We start from the raw sequence: 18868 nt of genomic DNA on the forward strand, positions 1-18868 counted from the left end.
TGCAGATTTTACTATTGTAAGTTAGTCCTAATGGCAGAAAACAAAACGGGCAAGAATTATCTTGCCCGTTTTGAGGTTTAGCTGCGTACTAACTATTTAATGGGGTCTACACTGGGTCTGGTATACCAAGGTGACCGCGCATCAGTCATATCAAATAAGTTGTATTTACGACCAAGCATTTGGCCACCGTCACGGGTCAACGGCATCCAAGAGAGGAAGCCACGGCTTTGAGTCGGTCTAATTGTCATTAAATCGAATGGGATCGAAATATAGAATCCCTTGGTAAAGCTACCTTCACCGTATTCTTCTGCCGACAAGTTAGTCTTAGTCGCAAATGCACCGACGATAACGCCACTATCAAACTGTTTTGAGAAATCGACAGTTATGCCTTTGTCCTCGGTAAGATATTGGCCTGCACTGACTTTTAGCAAGGTATTCGGGAACCACTTTGGCTGGTAATAAGCGGTCGCATGTCCTGTCACTACGCCTGTCTGCACTCGATAGGCGCGATTGGTCAGTGGGTCAAACTGATTTTCATCCTCGAAGAAACCAAACATGCTGTCAGGATCTCTTTGTTTCGCATAGTTAACATCAAAACCGAATGCCCATTCACTGTTTAGCGGTCGATAAAGGAATTCGGTACCTACTCCGCCATACATCATCTCTAAATAACCACCATAGGCTTGATAGGAGATGTTATCGCTCAGATTATCCATCCAAGTTAGCTGTAAGTTAGTCGCTCTGACCGTTGAGTCATGGACATATTGACGAATAAGCGTTCTTACGCGTTTTAAGTCGGTACCATCAGGTGGAACATCGTACAAAAATTTATCGTAGTTATCATAGAGATTCAAATAAAGTGATCCCGAAAGTTCCAAGCGATCATTAAATCGATACGCTGCACTGCCAGTAACACCTATGTTGAACATATAGAAACCTTCTGAACCACCGAAGGATTGCACCATAGTGGGGGCAATATCAAAACTTAATTTATCCAACCAATCCTCATGGGATTGGGTTACTAATGTTCCTTGAGGCGACCTTGGTAAACTGATTTCTGTGCTATCCGCCATATCTGCATTGATATAACCATAGGTAGCTACTTGAGCGAATTTATCAGCGTCGATATGTGTCTCTGTTATCGGCTGCTTATAACGGGTTTCAATAAGACGATATTCAGTAATTATCTGCTTGTTCGTGTTATTTGCCAGTATCGTCGCCGCTCTATGGTGGGCTTCTTTACGGTCCATATACTTTACTTGATCTGCAACCACGGTCACGATGTGATTATCAAGATAGATTTTTGGATTGTCGTAACCAGCGATAGTACTAAGCTCAGTCGCTACTCTGTCCCAATCAGTTTGGCTGGGCATTTCAGCGTGGATAGTCGTGTTTGTAACCGGTTCTGACTTTGATGACTCAGTTGTTACTAATGGCTGAGTTGTTACCGTTGAAATAGCCGTATCGGTAGAGGATTGTGCTGTTTCTTCTGTACCGTCATGCGTTACTCTTTTACCCGACATAGGTACTGCTGCTATAGGTTTATATTTCTCTGCAGGAGTATCACGTTTAATTTGTCGTAAGTCATTGAAGTTAGTTTGCAGGCTAACACCTAACGTCCAAGTATTACCACGCTCATAGCTTAGGTGGAAATCACTCCAGCTTGTTGCTCGGTAGAGTAAGCCATAGTTAAATTTACTGTCTTGTGACATATCGACGCCACCACCAGTGACGGGGAAATCTGCTAGATAATCATTTCCATCATATTCTACTTTTACTCGTAAAGGTTCCCACGGCGTTTGATATTCAATACCGCCATATAATGCCGCACAGCCTTTAAACCAACGTTGGTAGTCGACAGTTCCACCTTTTCCTCCAAAAGATGTGTCTCGATCACAATTATCATTAAGATCTTTTTTATCCGAAGTCAGGTTACCGCTATTTCCTATATAGCCCCAGCCTATCCCTAAGGTAAAGTCGACTGGACCAACACGTTTAGTGGCCGCAATAAACTCGCCATCAAATAAGCCTGTACCGCCAAAATCTCTTATACCAATAGAAGTTTCTGGTAACCAGTAACTTTCTTCCACTAGACGGACTTTAAAATCGATACCTTTATCAGTGTACTTGGTGTTACCGCTGAAACTCGGATCGTTACTGTAGAGTAGATCTTGTACTTGGGTATAACGAACCGTAGTTTCAAACCAAGGGAATAATTGCACTGAAGCTGAAAAATGCTGGTATTCAGAGTTATAAGTTGTTGCAAAATTAAACTCACCCTCAGGAGCCATACGTCCTGTAGGCATTTGCATTAATCCTACACCACCAAAGTCCGATTGTGAGGCTAAGAGTGGAGGATAGCTAAATTCATCGGCTTGGATATGGAATAAAGGGAAAAGAGCCAGAGCAATTGCTGAAAGTTTACTTAACGTAAGATTAGAATGGGTAGCGTTATTCATTACAGAGCCCGATTCCTTAATAATTCAATAATATTGGCGTTCAATGTGCTGTAGTCTTCTACTAAGTCTGAAAATTCAACATAAAGGACAGCTCCTGGAGCAATATCTTGCGCTTGAGCATTCCAATAGGCTATTGGTTGTTTTAGTGCTTTACCATCTGGTTGAACTATCCATACGAAGCTATTATCAGCGTTTTCTAATGGAATTGCTTTCGCTAAATAGTCTTTACTATTTTTATTGACTTGCCATTCAAAACTTCCCGCTTTAGCTACCGCACCCATGACAAGTACAGTCGTAGGTCTCTGAGGTAAGATAAGTTCGAAACGGCCATCAATTAGAGGGTTGTATGAGTCATTTATCCTGATTAAATCAAGATGTAATGGCTGCATTACGCGCTGTCCAAGCTTGATTTGTCGTAAAAACTGCGCAAGTTTTGCAAGCTTTGCTGTATAGATACTGTCATCTGCAGCTTGACCCATTTGTGCTAGTTGGGACAGGGTTTCTTTGCGTTTAGCTTCTAAAGCGGCAGTGTTTTGGATATCGAGTAGTGCTGCACCCAACCAATAAATAGGGGTTATCTCTTTATGATTGTTTTTATTATGTATTTGAAGTTGTTGTAAGCCGTCCAGTACTACTTTATCAAGACGAATCGATGTTGGATAAAGTAATTCAACTTGTGCATCTTGGTTTGACGACGTTGTAACTAACAATTGAGTTTCAGCCTGAGCTACTGTCGCTAAAACAGAACTGAGCAGTAGCGCTAAGGGCATTAAATAGGATCTCATTGGGACTCCACTAAGACGCAAATGGCTTGAGTAATGTAATTTCGATAAAAGGCTGATTAGGGGCAATTTTTTGACGACTCTTAATCACATGACCTGTTTCTGGTGTTAGCCAAAATTCATTTTGATACTGAATATTGAGATTATCTACCGAAACTGATTCAAGGTAATGTAGCGCTTGGGTTGGAGTATCGTTGATGAGAATGTTTTCTTTAGCAATAAAACTAAAATGTGAATTTACGCGGTAGCCAAAGTGATATCCGGGTTGCCAATCAATCGTTCGAGTCCATGTTTTGGGAGTGCTATCTAAATGTAAGCCTAAGAGTATAGGATCTGGCTCATTGCTTTCTACTGCAATTAAATCACCTGTTAATAGGTTGCTCGTCCTAACCAATCGTCCATTTATTGTTACTAACATGGCTTTATCTGCAGAGAGCCATTTTAACTCTGTTATTGCAGGAGTCGGTGGCAGCGTTAAGGTGAACTTAGGCTCTGCAAGTGCAAGTACAATGAACGCTTGAGGTATACCATCGATTCGAGCATAGATACTGGCATAGGGGATATTATTAACTTGCTGTTCCGACAATTGAGTATCTTTGTCACCGATAAAGGCTAACTTCAAAGTATCGTTAAGTGCGCTGATTCTTTGGCTACAAGCGGTTGTGTTTACTAACACAATCGAGATTGTCAGTAGTGACAGTAATTTTTTATGTATACGCATCCGAGTTGCTTATTCTCAATTAGGATTAAATAGCGAATTTAAAGAGGTATCAGACAGATTTCAAGTTATGAAATTAACTTTGTAAACACTCAAAAAAAACAACCGCCCATAAGGCGGCTGTTTAGAAGCATACTAACAATAGCTTAGTTACCAGTGCCTGTAGTTGTACCTGTGCCAGTACCTGTGTTGGTAATTGGGTTACCATCAGAACTGTTAGAGATAACAACTGCGCCAGCAATTGCAGCAGCAGCAGCTACGCTACCAGCAACGATAACACCAGTACTAGTGCTTGCAGCAGTACCAGTACCGGCAGCTTCGCCTTCAACTGCATTTGCAGCCATAGAGCTGAATGCTGTCATTGCAACGATAAGTGCTAGTGAAGTTTTTTTCATCGTGATTCCCTTTTTGAAAAAATGTGCATGATTTTTTGATAATCTAGTACAGCATAGTAAGCGATGCAAACAAAATTATCAATGTTAAATCCATCTTCTTGCTCATGCGAAAGTTTGAATTTCGGCACTAATATTCAAGCTATATCTATCCATTTGGCATGATTTTTAGTGAAGAAACTGATTAAGTCGTTAGCTTATTTTAAACAAAAGAAATCTTTAAGTTCATCGATTTTTTCCATGGCATCTTTATAGCCTAAGTCGATTAAAGCGCTGGTATACGTTTTTTCGAAGAGTAGGTAGGACACAATACTTGAGTCTGACTGCCTGTCTATGCCGATGAAGCCGAGTAAGGTTTTGACGGCCCATGGCATGTCATCATAGAAGCGGGCAGCAATTTTGCTGAGATCTTCGCTAGGTTTGATGACTAGGGCCTTAATCGGATGCAAGGCGAGTTTGTTACGGCTTGACTCAGGGATCAGGCTTAAAGTGTTATTGATCCTTTCAAGTCTCTCAAGGTCGCTGTTTAAGGTATCTGAAAAGATAGTATCGAGTAGATGACCCGCTATGGTTGCTGTTTTTGGGTGATATTCTAGTTCCATAGGAAAGTGCTTGTGCGGGCTCTCTAAGTTAATGACTAAGAGTTTTTCGGCGCCTAAATGAATAGGGCTTGAGAGCGGTGCTAGCTGATGGACTGAACCATCACCATAATAGGCTTGGTTGAGTTTAATGGATGGAAATACCATAGGGATTGCAGAACTAGCGAGTAGGTGCTCGGTATTGAGCATGATACGTTCGCCACTGCGACGGGCACGGGTCCAGTTTTCGATTTCTTTCGCGGCTTGGAAAAAGGTCACTGAGCGAGAGTTATTATAACAAGAGGCATCAACACTTAGCGCTGTCAGTGAGCCATTACGGATATTACGGTCGATACGTTTAAAGTCGATAAGCTCATTGAGTAAGCCTCTGAGCGGATCATTATCGAGCAGACTGCCTGCATCGGTATTGACCTTATCATCTTGCATGCCTTTGAGGGCCATTTTCGTTAGATGGCTGAGCACGCCTGTGATCGAAGCTCGGTAGACTTTTCGAGTTTCAAAGTGACGCCAAACCCATTCGAGTTTTCTGACGCCAAGGTGAAAGCAAGAGGCATGGGTCGCGATAGCGGTGCCATTGATGGCACCCGCAGAGGTTCCGCAAATAATTTTAAAAGGAATACCATGATTGCGTGGATAAAGCTGGACCAGTGCTTTTAACACGCCGACTTGGTAGGCCGCCCTAGCGCCGCCACCGCCTAAGACTAATGCAGTTGATGTAGGCAATCTTCAGACTCAATTTATTGTTTTAATAGTTTTATTAAAGCAACGCCCCCCTATAAAAAGCAAGTCGGTAGACTCAATTAGTTGTAAATTTCGATTTATCGTTTATTCGATTGCTGGAACATTTCGCTTTAGACAATTAATCCGCAGTAACCTTGGTCGTTTTACTGAGGCCAAAGCAATGCTCCGATGTTGGAAACTCACCCGTTCTCACTTCTTGGGCATATTGGGCGCAGGCCTTAGTGATCAATGGTCCTAAGTCGATATAGCGTTTAGCAAATTTAGGCGTGTAGTCAGAAAATAAGCCTAAGATATCCTCAGTCACGAGCACTTGACCATCGCAGGCGGGTGAGGCGCCAATGCCTATGACTGGGATTGAGACTTCTGCCGTCACTGTGCGCGCCGCGAGCTCGGATGTGCCTTCAATCAGTATGCTAAAAGCGCCTGCTTGCTCAAAGTCTTTCGCTAAACTAACGAGGGCTTCGATGGCGGCAGCATCCCTTGCTTGGGTTTTAAATCCACCCAATTGATTCACGTGTTGCGGCATTAATCCTATGTGTGGCATTACAGGGATCCCTCGCTGGGTTAAAAAACGAGTGGTGTCGAGCATCTCTGCGCCACCCTCAAGTTTTACCGCCTGCGCGCCTGTGCGTATTAATACTTGGCTGGCATGTCTGAAGGCTTGCTGAGGCGATTCTTGATAACTCCCAAAGGGCATATCGATAATAACGCAGGCATGTGCTGCGCCGCGAGTGACAGCAAGACCATGATTAATCATCATTTCTAAGGTAACCCCGAGTGTAGAGTCTTGCCCATAAACCACCATGCCGACGGAGTCGCCGACGATAATCATATCCACATGGGGATCGATAATTTCTGCCATCGGCTTTTCATAGGCGGTGAGAGCAACTATGGGGGTTTTACCTTTCATTTTTTGTAATGTAACGGGCGTTACGCGGTTTTTATCCATGTGGATACTCATGTCATCTCCAATTTATTCAGTCTGATATGACATGTTAGCGTTTGCTGCTTTGGCTTAGGCTCGATAGATTGACTTAATGTCTAGATATAAAGACACTTCTTTGCATAAAGGTACTTCTAAACAAAGAGGCTCGATAATATGAAAAGAAGCTTCGATATAAAAATCACTTTGGGCGATAACACCTTGAATCAAGTCACTGACACGCATTTATCCCAGCAGCATATTACTCAGCACACGCAGGTCGCGCCTTCACGTTTAGCCGCCGCAGGGCTAAGTGCCTCCATCATGTTGCTTAAGCGAACACTCAAGCCGTTTGAACATGTGCAGCGCCATAGCCATTCTTGGGGACAGGTCATTTATGCCAGTCAAGGTGTGCTGAGTGTGATCACGCCTGCTGGGCGTTACATTGTGCCGCCTGAGCAAGCGGTGTGGGTGCCTCCCTTTGTCGATCATGAGGTTATCGCGCTAGGTCAGGTGCAATTGAGTAGTCTGTATTTGGATGAAACCCGGATAGGCGGGTTTCCACCCGACAGTACTTGTTTGAGTGTGAAGCCTGTTTTGCAGTTATTACTGCAAGAGGCTAATACCTTAGTGAAGAGTGAGGCTGGGCTAATTGATCCCGATTTTAAGGATCGCGTCATGCGGCTCTTGATGGTGATCCGTGACTTTATGGTACTCGCCCCTAAGGTCGCCTTGGATTTACCTTATCCTAGGGATAAAAAATTACTGCGCATTACCGAGGCTTTGCTTGCCGATCCAAGTGAGCAACGTACTTTGGTTGATTGGCAGCGGGAGGTCGGTGCCTCTGCCCGCACGTTAGCGAGATTATTTAAACAGCAAACAGGGCTGAGTTATAGCCAATGGTTGCAAAGGCTTAGATTGCAGGTGGCGATTCAAATGCTCAGCCGAGGTGAATCTGTGCTCACTACAGCGTTATCCTTAGGTTATGCCTCGGGTTCAGCCTTTGGTTATATGTTTAGGCAGTTGATGGGTGTCGCTCCGAGTCAGTACCTGTTAGCGCAAAATACCTTGCCCAAAATACAGCGGTAAACAGCCGCATATAAAAAGTCATGTTGCGAGCCAATGTGAACGATGAAGGTCAATAAAAAGTCCAATAAAAAACGCACTTAAGCTGGGCTCAAGTGCGTTTCGTTTTTAATCTTCAGCTTGTCTACATTTCGCGTTGAGACTTAGCTTTTGACTGCGTTTTTCAGGAAGTCGAGCAGTTGATCGAATGGAATATCTTGTTTTTCACCTGTGCGGCGGTTTTTGTATTCAAATACGCCAGCATCGATATTGCGATCGCCAATCACCACAGTGTGTGGGATACCAATCAGTTCCATATCGGCGAACATCACGCCTGGACGCTCTTTACGATCATCCAATAACACTTCGATACCCGCTTCGTTTAAGTCTTTGTATAACTGCTCGGCGATATCGGTTACGCGGTGCGACTTGTGCATGTTCATAGGCAGAATGCCTACGCTAAATGGCGCAATCGCTTCTGGCCAAATGATGCCACGGTCATCGAAGTTTTGTTCGATGGCTGCTGCCACAATACGGCTCACGCCGACACCGTAACAACCCATCAGTAGCACCTGTGACTTGCCATTTTCGTCAAGTACAGTCGCGTTCATCGATTTAGAATAGTTAGTGCCCAGTTGGAAAATATGGCCAACTTCGATACCGCGTGCCATAGCATAAGTGCCTGAACCATCAGGTGTTGGCTCGCCTTCGACTACGTTACGGATGTCGGCAACTTGCGCTGTCGGCAGATCGCGTTCCCAGTTGATACCAAAATAGTGTTGGTCATCAACGTTAGCACCGGCGGCAAAATCGCTCATTACGCTAACGCTGTGATCGATAACGATAGGGATTTTAAGACCGATAGGGCCAAGTGAACCTGGACCTGCGCCGATGGCGTCACGGATCAGCGCTTCTGGCGCCATTTCCAATGGTGATGCGACTAAATCTAACTTGTCGGCTTTGACTTCGTTGAGTTCATGGTCACCACGAACAATCAGTGCCACTAAAGGCGTCGCTTCTGTCGCGCCCATTACGATCAAGGTTTTGACTGTTTTAGTGATATCCAAACCAAACTGCTCAACTAATTCTGCAATGGTCTTCGCATTTGGGGTATCGACTAAACGCAATGCTTCAGTGGCTGCGCCGCGGGGTTCAGTTGGCATAGGTGATTCGGCTTTCTCAATGTTAGCGGCATAATCGCTGCCCGTTGAGTAAGCAATTAAATCTTCACCGCTTTGTGCTAGAACATGGAACTCGTGTGACATGCTGCCACCGATTGAACCCGTATCAGCTAAAACTGGGCGGAAAGCTAAGCCCATGCGCGATAGAATGTTGCTATAGGCTGTGTACATAGCCTCATAGGTTTCATTCATGGTATCGACGTCAAGGTGGAAAGAGTAGGCATCTTTCATCAAGAATTCGCGTGAGCGCATCATGCCAAAACGTGGGCGAACTTCGTCACGGAATTTGGTTTGAATTTGGTAAAGATTCAGCGGTAATTGCTTGTATGAGCTGACTTCTTTACGAATGAGATCGGTGATCACTTCTTCGTGGGTTGGCCCCAGTACGAAGTCGCGATTGTGACGATCTTTAAAGCGCAGCAGCTCGGGACCAAACTTTTCCCAACGACCCGTTTCTACCCACAAGTCCGCCGGTTGTACCATAGGCATTAGAATTTCAATTGCACCGGCTTTGTTCATTTCTTCACGAACAATGGCTTCGACTTTACGCAGTACACGTAAGCCCGTGGGGAGGTAGCTATAAAGGCCCGACGCATTACGACGGATCATACCCGCACGTAACATTAATTGATGACTAATGACTTCTGCGTTGGCAGGAGTTTCTTTCTGTGTTGATAGCAGGTACTTGCTGACGCGCATTACCGATGTCCAAATTTGAGTTGAATGGTCGCCATTTTATCACCTGCTTTGGTGATGTCACCTAGGGATTTAGGTTAAATTCAACTAGCTGGGAGATAAATAGCATTTTTTGATGCTGGATAACGGATAACGGATAACGGATAACGGATAACGGATAACGGATAACGGATAACGCAAGGAAGAGCGCTGCGCTGTTAGAGCGTGACTTCGTCACTGCTAGTATCAAGATAATCCTTACTGCTTACTTATCCCGTCTATCACCAATCACTTTGGCGGGGTTGCCTGCCACTATCGCCCAGTCGGGCACATCTTTCGTTACTATGCTGCCCATACCCACCACAGCGTGATCACCAATGGTCACACCATCGACTATGCCTGCCTGAGCGCCAATCCACACATCTTTGCCAATAACAATGCCTTTGGAGTTGGCAGCTTGTTGATATATGGGGGTATCTGGTGCCATGCCATGGTTAAAGGCGTAAAGGGTGACATTATTGGCGATGCGGGTTTGATTGCCTATCTGAATCCCGACCCTGCCGCCATCGAAGGAGCAACCATGATTAATCGCCACTTCGTCCCCTAGCGTGATAGGCCCATGCAAAAAACACTCGGCGGCGATCATGCAGCGATTACCTATGCGGATATCACGATTGGGTTCGGCAAATAACTGAGCTTCGGGGGCGATAAAACAGTGCTCGCCGATAGTTACCGTTTCGAGGGCACAAAGTTTTGCTTGAATATCGTCTTGCCAAGGTTTGGCCCAGATTAAATGTTTCTCTTTTAAAGAAAAATACAGCCACGGCATCCAAGAGAGCCGCTTTTTATGCTGGCTTTGATAATCAGGTTTTGATGTAGGCGTTGGCGCAGACATTTAGCCACATTTCCCCGGTTTGAGTTCTAGTACCAAGATGTATTCTTGGTCATTGTCATCGACTGCCATGTGCCAGAATACATCTAAATCATAGAGGGCGACTTGATATAACTTAGGATCGTCCTTGGCTTTTTTGTAGGCGGGGCGCGGATCTTGCCCCAGCACACCGCGGATAAGCAGAGCTAAATCTGTGTAGGTTTCCTGCAGGGCGTAACGCTCAATCTGTGTCTTGGCATGGTCAGAATACACCACTGAAATCAGTTTAGGCGCGTCTTGGGCAATGCCGCCTACAGCATCGGTAATCGAATCTGAGAAAGGAATGTATGGCTTAATATCAATTATCGGTGTGCCATCGAGCAGATCCATACCGGAAATTTCGAGGCACACTTTGCCCTTGCGCTGCACTACGCCGTGCAGTTTCACTACAGACTGACCTATACCATTGGGGCGAAAAGTGGAGCGAGTGGCGAACACGCCGAGTTTTTCATTGCCGCCTAAACGCGGCGGGCGCACTGTGGTTTTCCAACCTTGGGCAAGATTCTCATGGAAGCAAAATAGCAACCAGAGATGGGAATACTGCTCTATGCCACGCACCGCATCGATATGATTTACATGGGGCTCGAGTTCGACATAACCACGCGCTTCAACAAGTCCGGGTTGTCTTGGAATGCCAAATTTTTGTTTATAGGGCGTGCGGCATGTTGCCACTGCGATAATTTGGTTGGTAAATGTCATGCAAAAAATTACCTAAAGGGTAAGTATAACAACCGCCTAAGCTCATTATTCTAAGCTAATCATTAAGGCCCATCTTTGTGTGCTAATAATGCAGCGTTGGTCATGAAGCGTTAGCCATTAAGCGGTTGATAGGGGCAATCTTAGAACACCATAGGATCACGCCGCGAGCAGTATGCTTAATATGCGTGAGGCTTACTCTGTTGTAGCCGTTTTTACTGCTTGACCAACGCATAGTGCGCGGCTGATACAACCTTGGGCAGCTTCTTCAAATATGACACATTGCTTGATGATAATGCCGTTAGCCCCTTTATCTGCGGCATTGCGACGGGCTTCGGTTCTGGCATCGGCAAGTGATGCGGGCGCACCGTTAGCATCGGCCTGACAGGACTCACCTTCGACCAATCCTTTTAACTCATAATGACCTTTAGGCAAGGTATCACCTTCATAAAGGATGACATCGGATGCCTTGAAATAGTCATTAATTGCCTCACTGTCCAAATTACTGTTAAAACTGTAGTCGCTTGCACAGGCACTGAGCAGGAGCACTAATGCACTTGAGAGGATAATTTTCATGGTTTGACCTGAGGTTGAGGAGAAAACTGCGCAGCCTTGGTAGGCTGCGCTGATGCGATATTATTATCTGAGTAAATTCTACCGCTTAAGGTACTTTTGATAAAGCTGCTGATGGCGATTATTCAGATCTATCTGCCGCCCTTCAATCCAGATAGCCTCAATTTTATTGGTCATAGGGTCGAGAATGTCGCCCTTGGACAGCACGACACTGCCTTGGTATCCCACCGCTATCGCACCTAAATCTTCCACACCTAACAGTTTTGCGGCATCTAAGGTGATGGACTTAAGTGCTTGTTCAGGCGTTAAACCATAGGCGGCGCTGTAGCCTGCGGCGTAGGGGAGGTTACGGCTATTCCAGTCCGATGAGAACCCAAGGGCGAAGGGAATACCTGCATTGGCGAGTAAAGATGGGATCTTAAAGGGTAAATCAACTGGCTCATCTTTACGTTTAGGCAGACTCAAGGTATGAGGGTAAATGACTCCAGCCTTAACTTCCCTTAGGCTTGAGTCCAAACGCCATGCATCGTATCCGCCGACCATTACCAGTTTGAATTGGTATTTTTTCGTCAAGGCGATCACTTGCTCAATTTGGCCAACACTGTCGGCATGGGCAAACAGTGTCGCTTTGCCTTGGTATAGCGGCAACATGGCCTGCCAGCGCAGGTTGTTGGTCGCAGACTGGGGATTTTCATCCTGGTTTTTGTCTTTACTGTTGGCCTTATCACTTAAGAAATAGCGATAGCCATCTTCAAAGGCGATATTGAGCTTGTCGATCGCCAGCTGATTTTTCTCGATGGCCTTGGCTTTCTCTTTTTCATCTTCTGGCATGCGCTTGATTTGCGGCCAATAGACATGGAACTGTCCAGCACTTGGCGTCAGCGCATCTTCAATCGTCCATGCATCGAGATCCACCAGTACCGATTGTCCAGCTAACCCATCACCGCTTGGGACGATTTGTGCGTGGGTAATGCCGTTGTAACGTATGGTCGGGATGAGCTCCGAATCCGGATTGTAAGCTGTGGCTGTGCTGATCTGCGGATTGATATAACCCACCTCGGCGTTATCAACTGTTGGGCGGCTCATTTCAATTTCGACTAAGCCTAAGCTGGTGTCTAGGGCGATTAAGCCCGGATACAAGTGTTTACCGCTGGCATCGATGATTTGAGTGTCGCTGGTTTCTGCGGTTGCATTGTTGATTTGGCTGGTCAGTTGAGGCCCAACGGCCGTGATCTTGCCATTTTCAATTAAGACGTCTGTGTTACTGAGCACGCCTTGAGTGACTGTGTGCACAGTGGCGTTTTTAATCAGTACGCTGCGGCTTTGTTTAGGCGTAGGCACAATATCGCTTGCCATAGCTGGGGCCTGCGTGGTGCAAATTGCGCCGAGTAGCGCCACAAACAAAACGGTTTTAGATAAATGTTGCATTATTTGGCTCCCTCATGAGCGTGGCCCCATGCCTGATAGTGGGTGTCGCAGTGCCACTGTGGCTCGTTGAGTGGCGTGACTTTTTCACCCGCTTTAGTTTGGCCATCACTGCTGAGAATTTTTTGGATAAGTGCGGCTCGCTCGTTCACCACCGCTTGCTGGGCAACTTGGTCTTGGTCGCGGTCAAAATAGCGTTTTCCTTCAACCCATACCTGCGTCACTTTGGCGTAAATAGACAGAGGCTCTGCGTTCCAGAGTACGATATCGGCCATTTTGCCTGGGGTGAGTGAACCCACAAATTCATCGACTCTTAATTGTTTAGCCGGATTGATAGTGACCATGTTCCAAGCGTCTTCCTTCGACATATTGCAATACATCATAGACTTAGCCGCTTCTTGGTTGAGTCTGCGCTGCATTTCATAATCGTCTGAGTTAATGCTGGTGGTCACCCCCTTGTTTTGCATCAGACAAGCGTTTTGCGGAATCGCATCATACACCTCAAACTTATAGGCCCACCAATCGGCAAAGGTCGATGCGCCAGCACCATGGGCAGCCAGTTCACTCGCCACTTTGTAACCTTCGAGCACATGGGTAAAGGTTTGTACTTTAAAGTGATAAGCCTCGGCTAAGCGGATAAACATCAGGATTTCTGACTGCACATAGGAATGAATGTGCACATCACGCTGCTGATTTAATACTTCGGCCACTGCTTGCAGACGGTAACTTGGGCGCGGAGCGACGGTTTTCTTTTTATCGCTGGAGCGCAGATTATCATAGGTTTTTAAGGCCTTTTCATAGGCGATAGCAGCGTCGAAGGTTTCTTCAAATAACGCTTTTACTCCCATGCGAGTCTGGGGGAAGCGCTGAACAAATTTCTCACCCCAGTTACTCTGTTTGACGTTTTCACCTAAAGCAAATTTGATACTGGCGGGCGCGTTAACAAATTTGAGTTGTTCGGCTGGCTCGCCCCATTTCATTTTGATCAGTTGTGATTGGCCACCGATAGGGTTGGCGCTACCGTGGAGTAATTGCGCGCTGGTGACGCCGCCCGCTAAGGCGCGATAGATTGAAATATCGTCGGGATTAATAATATCGCCAATGCGTACTTCAGAGGTAACTGCGTCTGTTCCTTCGTTAGTACCGCCATTAATGGCGATATGCGAGTGTTCATCGACTATGCCAGCGGTGAGGTGTTTACCTGTTGCATCGAGGACTTGATAACCTGATGGCGTACTTAATTGTTGGCCAATTTTTTCGATGCGGCCATTGGCCATCAAGAGATCAGCATGTTCGAGAATGCCTTGCTTATCCGAGGTCCACAGGGTGGCATTTTTGATATGTAGCTTCTCAACATTAGGGGCTTCTCTCAGTCCGTAAGCGACGTTAGGGAAGGTGAGGTGACTCACTAGGCTCGTGCTGGCTTCATTCTTGGGAGCATGATTGCTTGCTTGGTCTGCATTCTTGAGCTTTGCAGTTTGAGTTAAAGCGACACCGGCAACATTTGTAGTGCGACTTTTTGCATCGACCATACGACCTTGAATGCCGTCATCGGCCATCCACAGCGTAAAGCGGCTAAGGCCGTTAATGCCTGCAGCGCTCAAATCGGCAGTAAAGCTCAATCTTCCGTTATCATCTAACTTAAGTTGAGTGAGTGAGATACTTTGTTCGCCACTGCTTAAATTGCCTTGGATGTTGGGTTTATCACTTTTACTTTCATCATGTAGCGATAAATCTAGCGTGAGGTTATTGAGGCTTAATTGGTAATCCCCCAGTAATCGTGCTTGGGGAAGTGAGCGCAGACTTTGCTCCTGACCTTGCAACCAAACACTGTAGATCTGGCCATCTTTAAAGATATTGCCTTTAGTGATAACAAAGTCAGCCATATAACCGGGCGCGAGTTTACCGGTAAAGTCGGCGGTGCCTGTCATCTCTGCGGCTTGGGTGGTGAGTGCCGCGAGAGCGTTTTCTTCACTTAAACCTTGGGCAATGGCTTGGCGTAGGCGCGGCCAGAAGGCATCGGTCTTAATCCCAAACTGCGTTAACGCAAAGGGGATACCTGCGTTAGCTACCGCCGCAGGGTTGGTTGGTGCACGTTCCCACTGTCTTAAATCCGCCAGTGATACTTCACGATCTGCGTCATCTGTGCCGACATCGGGTGCCTGCGGATAGTTTAAAGGCAAGATCAACGGATAGTTCAGCGCCTTTAACTCATTGATGCGTGAGTATTCTTGACCATTACCAAGTAGGTTGGCTGGCAGTTTATGTTCTTTGAGTAAATGGGCTGCACGTAATTGGTCATTGAGATTTTTGGTTTCAAAGATAATTTGCTTATCGGCTAAATTATCTAAACGCTCAAAGGCGATATTAAATTCGACTTGATTGTTTATTGCGCCATTGGCAGGTTTGTTTTTATTTTGGTTATACCAATTTGCATCGGCAAAGGTTTGCCTAATAAGTGCAATGCTGCCCATTAATGATGAGGGATAATCTTGTTCAGACGAACCTTTATCAAATGCCATAAAAGGTTGACTGCGGGCGCGATAAATCACTTCATTAGCCGTTTTGTCTGCTAATGAAAGGCTGACACCCGTTCCACGGAAGATACCGTCGAGTTTGCTACTTTGCACACTGGTGAAACCATTATTAATCCACTCTTTTGCGCGTTCTTTATTGGGGTAAACGTAATTAAACCATTCTTTTTCAGAATGAATTGCACCATTTTCCGCATTACCACCGATACGCTTTATATCATAGACGGGGCGAGTGAGCTTAAGTTTGGGATATTCGAATTCAATCCCATAATCGGTAAAAGGATCGATAAATCCGGGATAAATTGTATAACCACTCAAATCGATTCTAAATGCGCCAGCGGGAATGTCGTTGTGCTCAATAATGGCTTTAATTCGATTATTTTCAATTAATAAAGTGGCATCGCTTAAACGCTTTCCCGGGGCAATAATTAATTCAGCATGGGTAAATGCAGTGAGTTTACTGGATGTTGTTCCAGTATTGAGTTGGGCAAATGTTGTTTGTGATACTAAGCTAGCGATTATGCTGCAGCTTATCATTATCTTATTGTTTATCTGCATTATTTTATTCAATCGAGTGAGGGTGAACAAAGAGTAACTGAAAGCAGATGTAAATACTAAGGCTGAATTGTAACGTAATTTGAGCGGGAGTGAGGTGCGGAATTAACGGCTGTCGTTTAAGTTTGAAACGATTGATGGATATAAAAAAGCTCGCAAATAATGCGAGCTTTTATGCAAACTGGTGTTGGCAAATTAGCGCCATCACACTTGGTTGGATTAGATTAAGAAATCTTCCATAGAACGACCTTTGTTGATCTCGTTCTTAAATACGGTAGGCATACGGCCTTGGCCAGTCCATTGAACCATTTCACCGTCAACTTCAATTTGGTATTTGGCTGGACGAGGAGCGCGTTTCTTTGCAGCAGCTTTAACAGCTACGCCACCTAAGTCATCAATTGATAAACCAACGGCTTCCATTTGTTGACGGATTTCTTCAATCTTAGCATTACGAGCTGCCATGGCTTGTTCTTCTTCCTCAGCCATAGACTCGCGTTCTACTAAAATTTTATCTAATTTGTCGGCTAAATCACGTAACTCTTCAACGCTAAGTTCTTTTACTGCAGCTTTAAAACGACGGCCGTGAGTTAATATCTCTAAAAATTCGCTCATATCTATTTTCGTCCCACTCTATTTTTAATACAGGATAATGGTGAACAACACCTAAATGATAGAAACTAATATAGCTCGAATCAAATAAAATTATGCGTTTTAAGGAAATTAAATATTATTTATTTTTTGAACTTTTCTTATTCCCTCAAATAAGTGTCCAAAAAAGTGGCCGTTGCAGCGGATTAAAAAATACAAACAGGCGTTTGACTTTGGTTGACGTTAACGTTAACAGGACGTAAAGTTGCTCTATCCTGCATTGGTATTAACCAATGTTTTGTCCATGTACATGAAAGTGTAGGAAGGAAACCCTATGAAAGTATTGGTGCCCGTTAAGCGCGTTGTTGATGCCAATGTGAAGGTCAGGGTCAAAGCTGACAATACAAGTGTTGACACTGCAAACCTAAAAATGGCGTTGAACCCTTTTTGTGAAATCGCAGTAGAAGAAGCGGTTCGTTTAAAAGAAGCGGGTAGCGCTACTGAAGTGGTTGTTGTCAGTATTGGTAATAAAGCCGTGCAAGAACAACTGCGTACCGCGCTTGCATTAGGCGCAGATCGTGCAATTCATATCGATACTGAAGAAGAGCTCGTGCCAGTGTCTATCGCCAAATTGCTCAAAGCGGTACAAGACAAAGAACAAGCAGAGCTGGTGATTTTTGGTAAGCAATCCATCGATGGTGATAATAACCAAACTGGCCAAATGTTTGCCGCGTTAATGGATATGCCACAGGCGACCTTTGCTTCAGAAATCAAATTAGAAGCGAATACATTACAAGTCACCCGTGAAATTGACGGCGGCATGCAAACTCTCAAGCTGCCTTTACCTGCTGTCGTGACCGCTGATCTACGTTTGAACGAACCCCGTTACGCTTCACTACCTAACATAATGAAAGCCAAGCGTAAGCCATTAGAAGTATTTACTGTGGCAGACTTAGGCGTGACGTTAAAGAGTCACCAAACGATTGTGAAGGTCACTCCGCCAGCTGAACGTAAAGCGGGCATCATGGTAGCGTCGGTAGCTGAGCTAGTTGAAAAGTTAAAAAATGAAGCGAAGGTGATCTAATGGCCATTTTAGTATTAGCTGAACATGATAATGCTGCACTGAAACTCGATACGGCAAAAATTGTTACCGCCGCCCGTGCCATAGGCGATGAAGTACATGTCTTAGTTGCGGGTCACCAATGTGGCGCGGTTGTCCAAGCGGCGCAGGCACTACAAGGTGTTAGCCAAGTACTCGTTGCTGATGCCAGCGTGTATGAAGCGCATTTAGCGGAAAATTTTGCCAAATTGCTGGTGGACTTAGCGCCAAACTATGGTCACATTCTGGCCTCGGCTTCAAGTTTAGGTAAGGATACGCTTCCGCGCGTTGCAGCATTATTAGATGTCGCGCAAATCTCAGAAGTTATTACCGTCGTCAATGCCGATACCTTTGTGCGCCCTGTGTATGCGGGTAACGCCTTAGCGACAGTGCAAAGCCATGATGCCATTAAAGTGATAACAGTGCGCGCCAGTGCGTTTGACGCTGCGCCAGAAGGTAACAGTGCGGCTGTGACGACACTTGATAAAGTGTTTGAAGCGAGAACTCAGTTTGTTTCTCAATCGCTGACAGTTTCTGCCCGTCCAGAGTTAGGCAATGCTGGCATTATCGTATCTGGCGGCCGAGGCATGGGCAGTGGTGAAAACTTCGGTATGTTAGAGCAACTTGCTGACAAGCTCGGTGCAGCCGTTGGCGCATCACGCGCTGCAGTTGACGCAGGTTTTGTGCCTAACGATTTACAAGTGGGTCAAACCGGTAAAATCGTTGCGCCAAACTTGTATATTGCCGTCGGTATTTCTGGCGCGATTCAACATTTAGCCGGCATGAAAGACGCTAAAGTCATCGTTGCAATCAACAAAGATCCTGAAGCGCCGATTTTTCAAGTTGCCGATTATGGACTCGTTGCAGATCTGTTTGAGGCGGTTCCTGAGCTGATTACAAGTCTCAGTTGATTTTATCTGTGATCTAGGTCAC

The 18868-nt window shown here is 45.4% G+C and carries 17 protein-coding genes; 3 read left to right on the forward strand and 14 right to left on the reverse strand.

Annotated elements, in window-relative coordinates; all coding sequences use genetic code 11:
* Positions 1-92 precede the first annotated feature (92 nt).
* The 6 genes from KO537_RS05245 to panB all read right to left on the reverse strand — a co-directional run bounded on the left by KO537_RS05245 (position 93) and on the right by panB (position 6652).
* Entirely contained in the window at positions 93-2459 is a 2367-nt protein-coding gene (locus KO537_RS05245) for a YjbH domain-containing protein (RefSeq protein ID WP_219234004.1), read from the reverse strand.
* Entirely contained in the window at positions 2459-3244 is a 786-nt protein-coding gene (locus tag KO537_RS05250; protein ID WP_173497675.1) for a capsule biosynthesis GfcC family protein, read from the reverse strand. Before KO537_RS05250 ends, KO537_RS05245 begins: the two co-directional genes overlap by 1 nt.
* Before the next feature lie 10 nt (positions 3245-3254).
* Positions 3255-3962 (reverse strand): YjbF family lipoprotein, encoded by a 708-nt coding sequence (locus KO537_RS05255; RefSeq protein ID WP_028761136.1) that lies wholly within the window; start codon positions 3960-3962, stop codon positions 3255-3257.
* A gap of 143 nt (positions 3963-4105) precedes the next feature.
* Positions 4106-4354: a hypothetical protein gene (locus KO537_RS05260; RefSeq protein WP_028761135.1), complete on the reverse strand. Its 249-nt coding sequence runs from the start codon at positions 4352-4354 to the stop codon at positions 4106-4108.
* Positions 4355-4548: 194 nt separating this feature from the next.
* Positions 4549-5673, reverse strand: a complete 1125-nt coding sequence (locus KO537_RS05265; protein ID WP_028761134.1) for a patatin-like phospholipase family protein — start codon at positions 5671-5673, stop codon at positions 4549-4551.
* A gap of 136 nt (positions 5674-5809) precedes the next feature.
* Entirely contained in the window at positions 5810-6652 is an 843-nt protein-coding gene (panB, locus tag KO537_RS05270) for a 3-methyl-2-oxobutanoate hydroxymethyltransferase (protein WP_219234005.1), read from the reverse strand.
* Between the two features lie 168 nt (positions 6653-6820).
* Here panB and KO537_RS05275 point away from each other — a divergent pair, with 168 nt between their 5' ends.
* Positions 6821-7702 (forward strand): helix-turn-helix transcriptional regulator, encoded by an 882-nt coding sequence (locus KO537_RS05275; RefSeq protein WP_219234030.1) that lies wholly within the window; start codon positions 6821-6823, stop codon positions 7700-7702.
* Between the two features lie 140 nt (positions 7703-7842).
* Here the strand turns inward: KO537_RS05275 and KO537_RS05280 are convergent, their stop codons facing one another.
* The 8 genes from KO537_RS05280 to KO537_RS05315 form a co-directional block, all read right to left on the reverse strand.
* Positions 7843-9558 (reverse strand): proline--tRNA ligase, encoded by a 1716-nt coding sequence (locus tag KO537_RS05280; protein WP_219234006.1) that lies wholly within the window; start codon positions 9556-9558, stop codon positions 7843-7845.
* A 61-nt stretch (positions 9559-9619) separates the two neighbouring features.
* Complete coding sequence (locus tag KO537_RS05285; protein WP_219234007.1) at positions 9620-9784, reverse strand: hypothetical protein; 165 nt, start codon at positions 9782-9784, stop codon at positions 9620-9622.
* A gap of 15 nt (positions 9785-9799) precedes the next feature.
* Positions 9800-10429: an acyltransferase gene (locus KO537_RS05290; RefSeq protein WP_105252033.1), complete on the reverse strand. Its 630-nt coding sequence runs from the start codon at positions 10427-10429 to the stop codon at positions 9800-9802.
* The gene (gene tsaA / locus KO537_RS05295; RefSeq protein WP_219234008.1) at positions 10430-11164 is read right to left on the reverse strand and encodes a tRNA (N6-threonylcarbamoyladenosine(37)-N6)-methyltransferase TrmO; all 735 of its coding nucleotides are present in this window, start codon (positions 11162-11164) and stop codon (positions 10430-10432) included. It abuts the gene before it with no gap.
* 192 nt (positions 11165-11356) lie between these two features.
* The gene (rcsF, locus tag KO537_RS05300; RefSeq protein WP_113940978.1) at positions 11357-11737 is read right to left on the reverse strand and encodes an Rcs stress response system protein RcsF; all 381 of its coding nucleotides are present in this window, start codon (positions 11735-11737) and stop codon (positions 11357-11359) included.
* A 78-nt stretch (positions 11738-11815) separates the two neighbouring features.
* Positions 11816-13162 (reverse strand): amidohydrolase family protein, encoded by a 1347-nt coding sequence (locus tag KO537_RS05305; RefSeq protein WP_219234009.1) that lies wholly within the window; start codon positions 13160-13162, stop codon positions 11816-11818.
* Positions 13162-16251: an amidohydrolase family protein gene (locus KO537_RS05310; protein WP_219234010.1), complete on the reverse strand. Its 3090-nt coding sequence runs from the start codon at positions 16249-16251 to the stop codon at positions 13162-13164. The genes KO537_RS05305 and KO537_RS05310 overlap by 1 nt, the downstream gene beginning before the upstream one ends.
* Positions 16252-16467: 216 nt before the next feature.
* Positions 16468-16860 carry an H-NS family nucleoid-associated regulatory protein gene (locus KO537_RS05315; protein WP_028761125.1) on the reverse strand — a complete coding sequence of 131 codons (393 nt, stop codon included), beginning with the start codon at positions 16858-16860 and terminating at the stop codon, positions 16468-16470.
* Between the two features lie 310 nt (positions 16861-17170).
* On the opposite strand from KO537_RS05315, the gene KO537_RS05320 reads away from it, so the two are divergent.
* Together KO537_RS05320 and KO537_RS05325 are read left to right on the forward strand one after the other, a co-directional pair.
* Entirely contained in the window at positions 17171-17920 is a 750-nt protein-coding gene (locus KO537_RS05320) for an electron transfer flavoprotein subunit beta/FixA family protein (protein ID WP_028761124.1), read from the forward strand.
* Complete coding sequence (locus KO537_RS05325) at positions 17920-18846, forward strand: FAD-binding protein (protein WP_131523133.1); 927 nt, start codon at positions 17920-17922, stop codon at positions 18844-18846. The genes KO537_RS05320 and KO537_RS05325 overlap by 1 nt, the downstream gene beginning before the upstream one ends.
* The last annotated feature ends 22 nt before the right edge of the window (positions 18847-18868 follow it).

This window comes from Shewanella sp. NKUCC01_JLK, from assembly GCF_019345615.1.
GTDB classification, from domain to species: domain Bacteria; phylum Pseudomonadota; class Gammaproteobacteria; order Enterobacterales; family Shewanellaceae; genus Shewanella; species Shewanella oncorhynchi.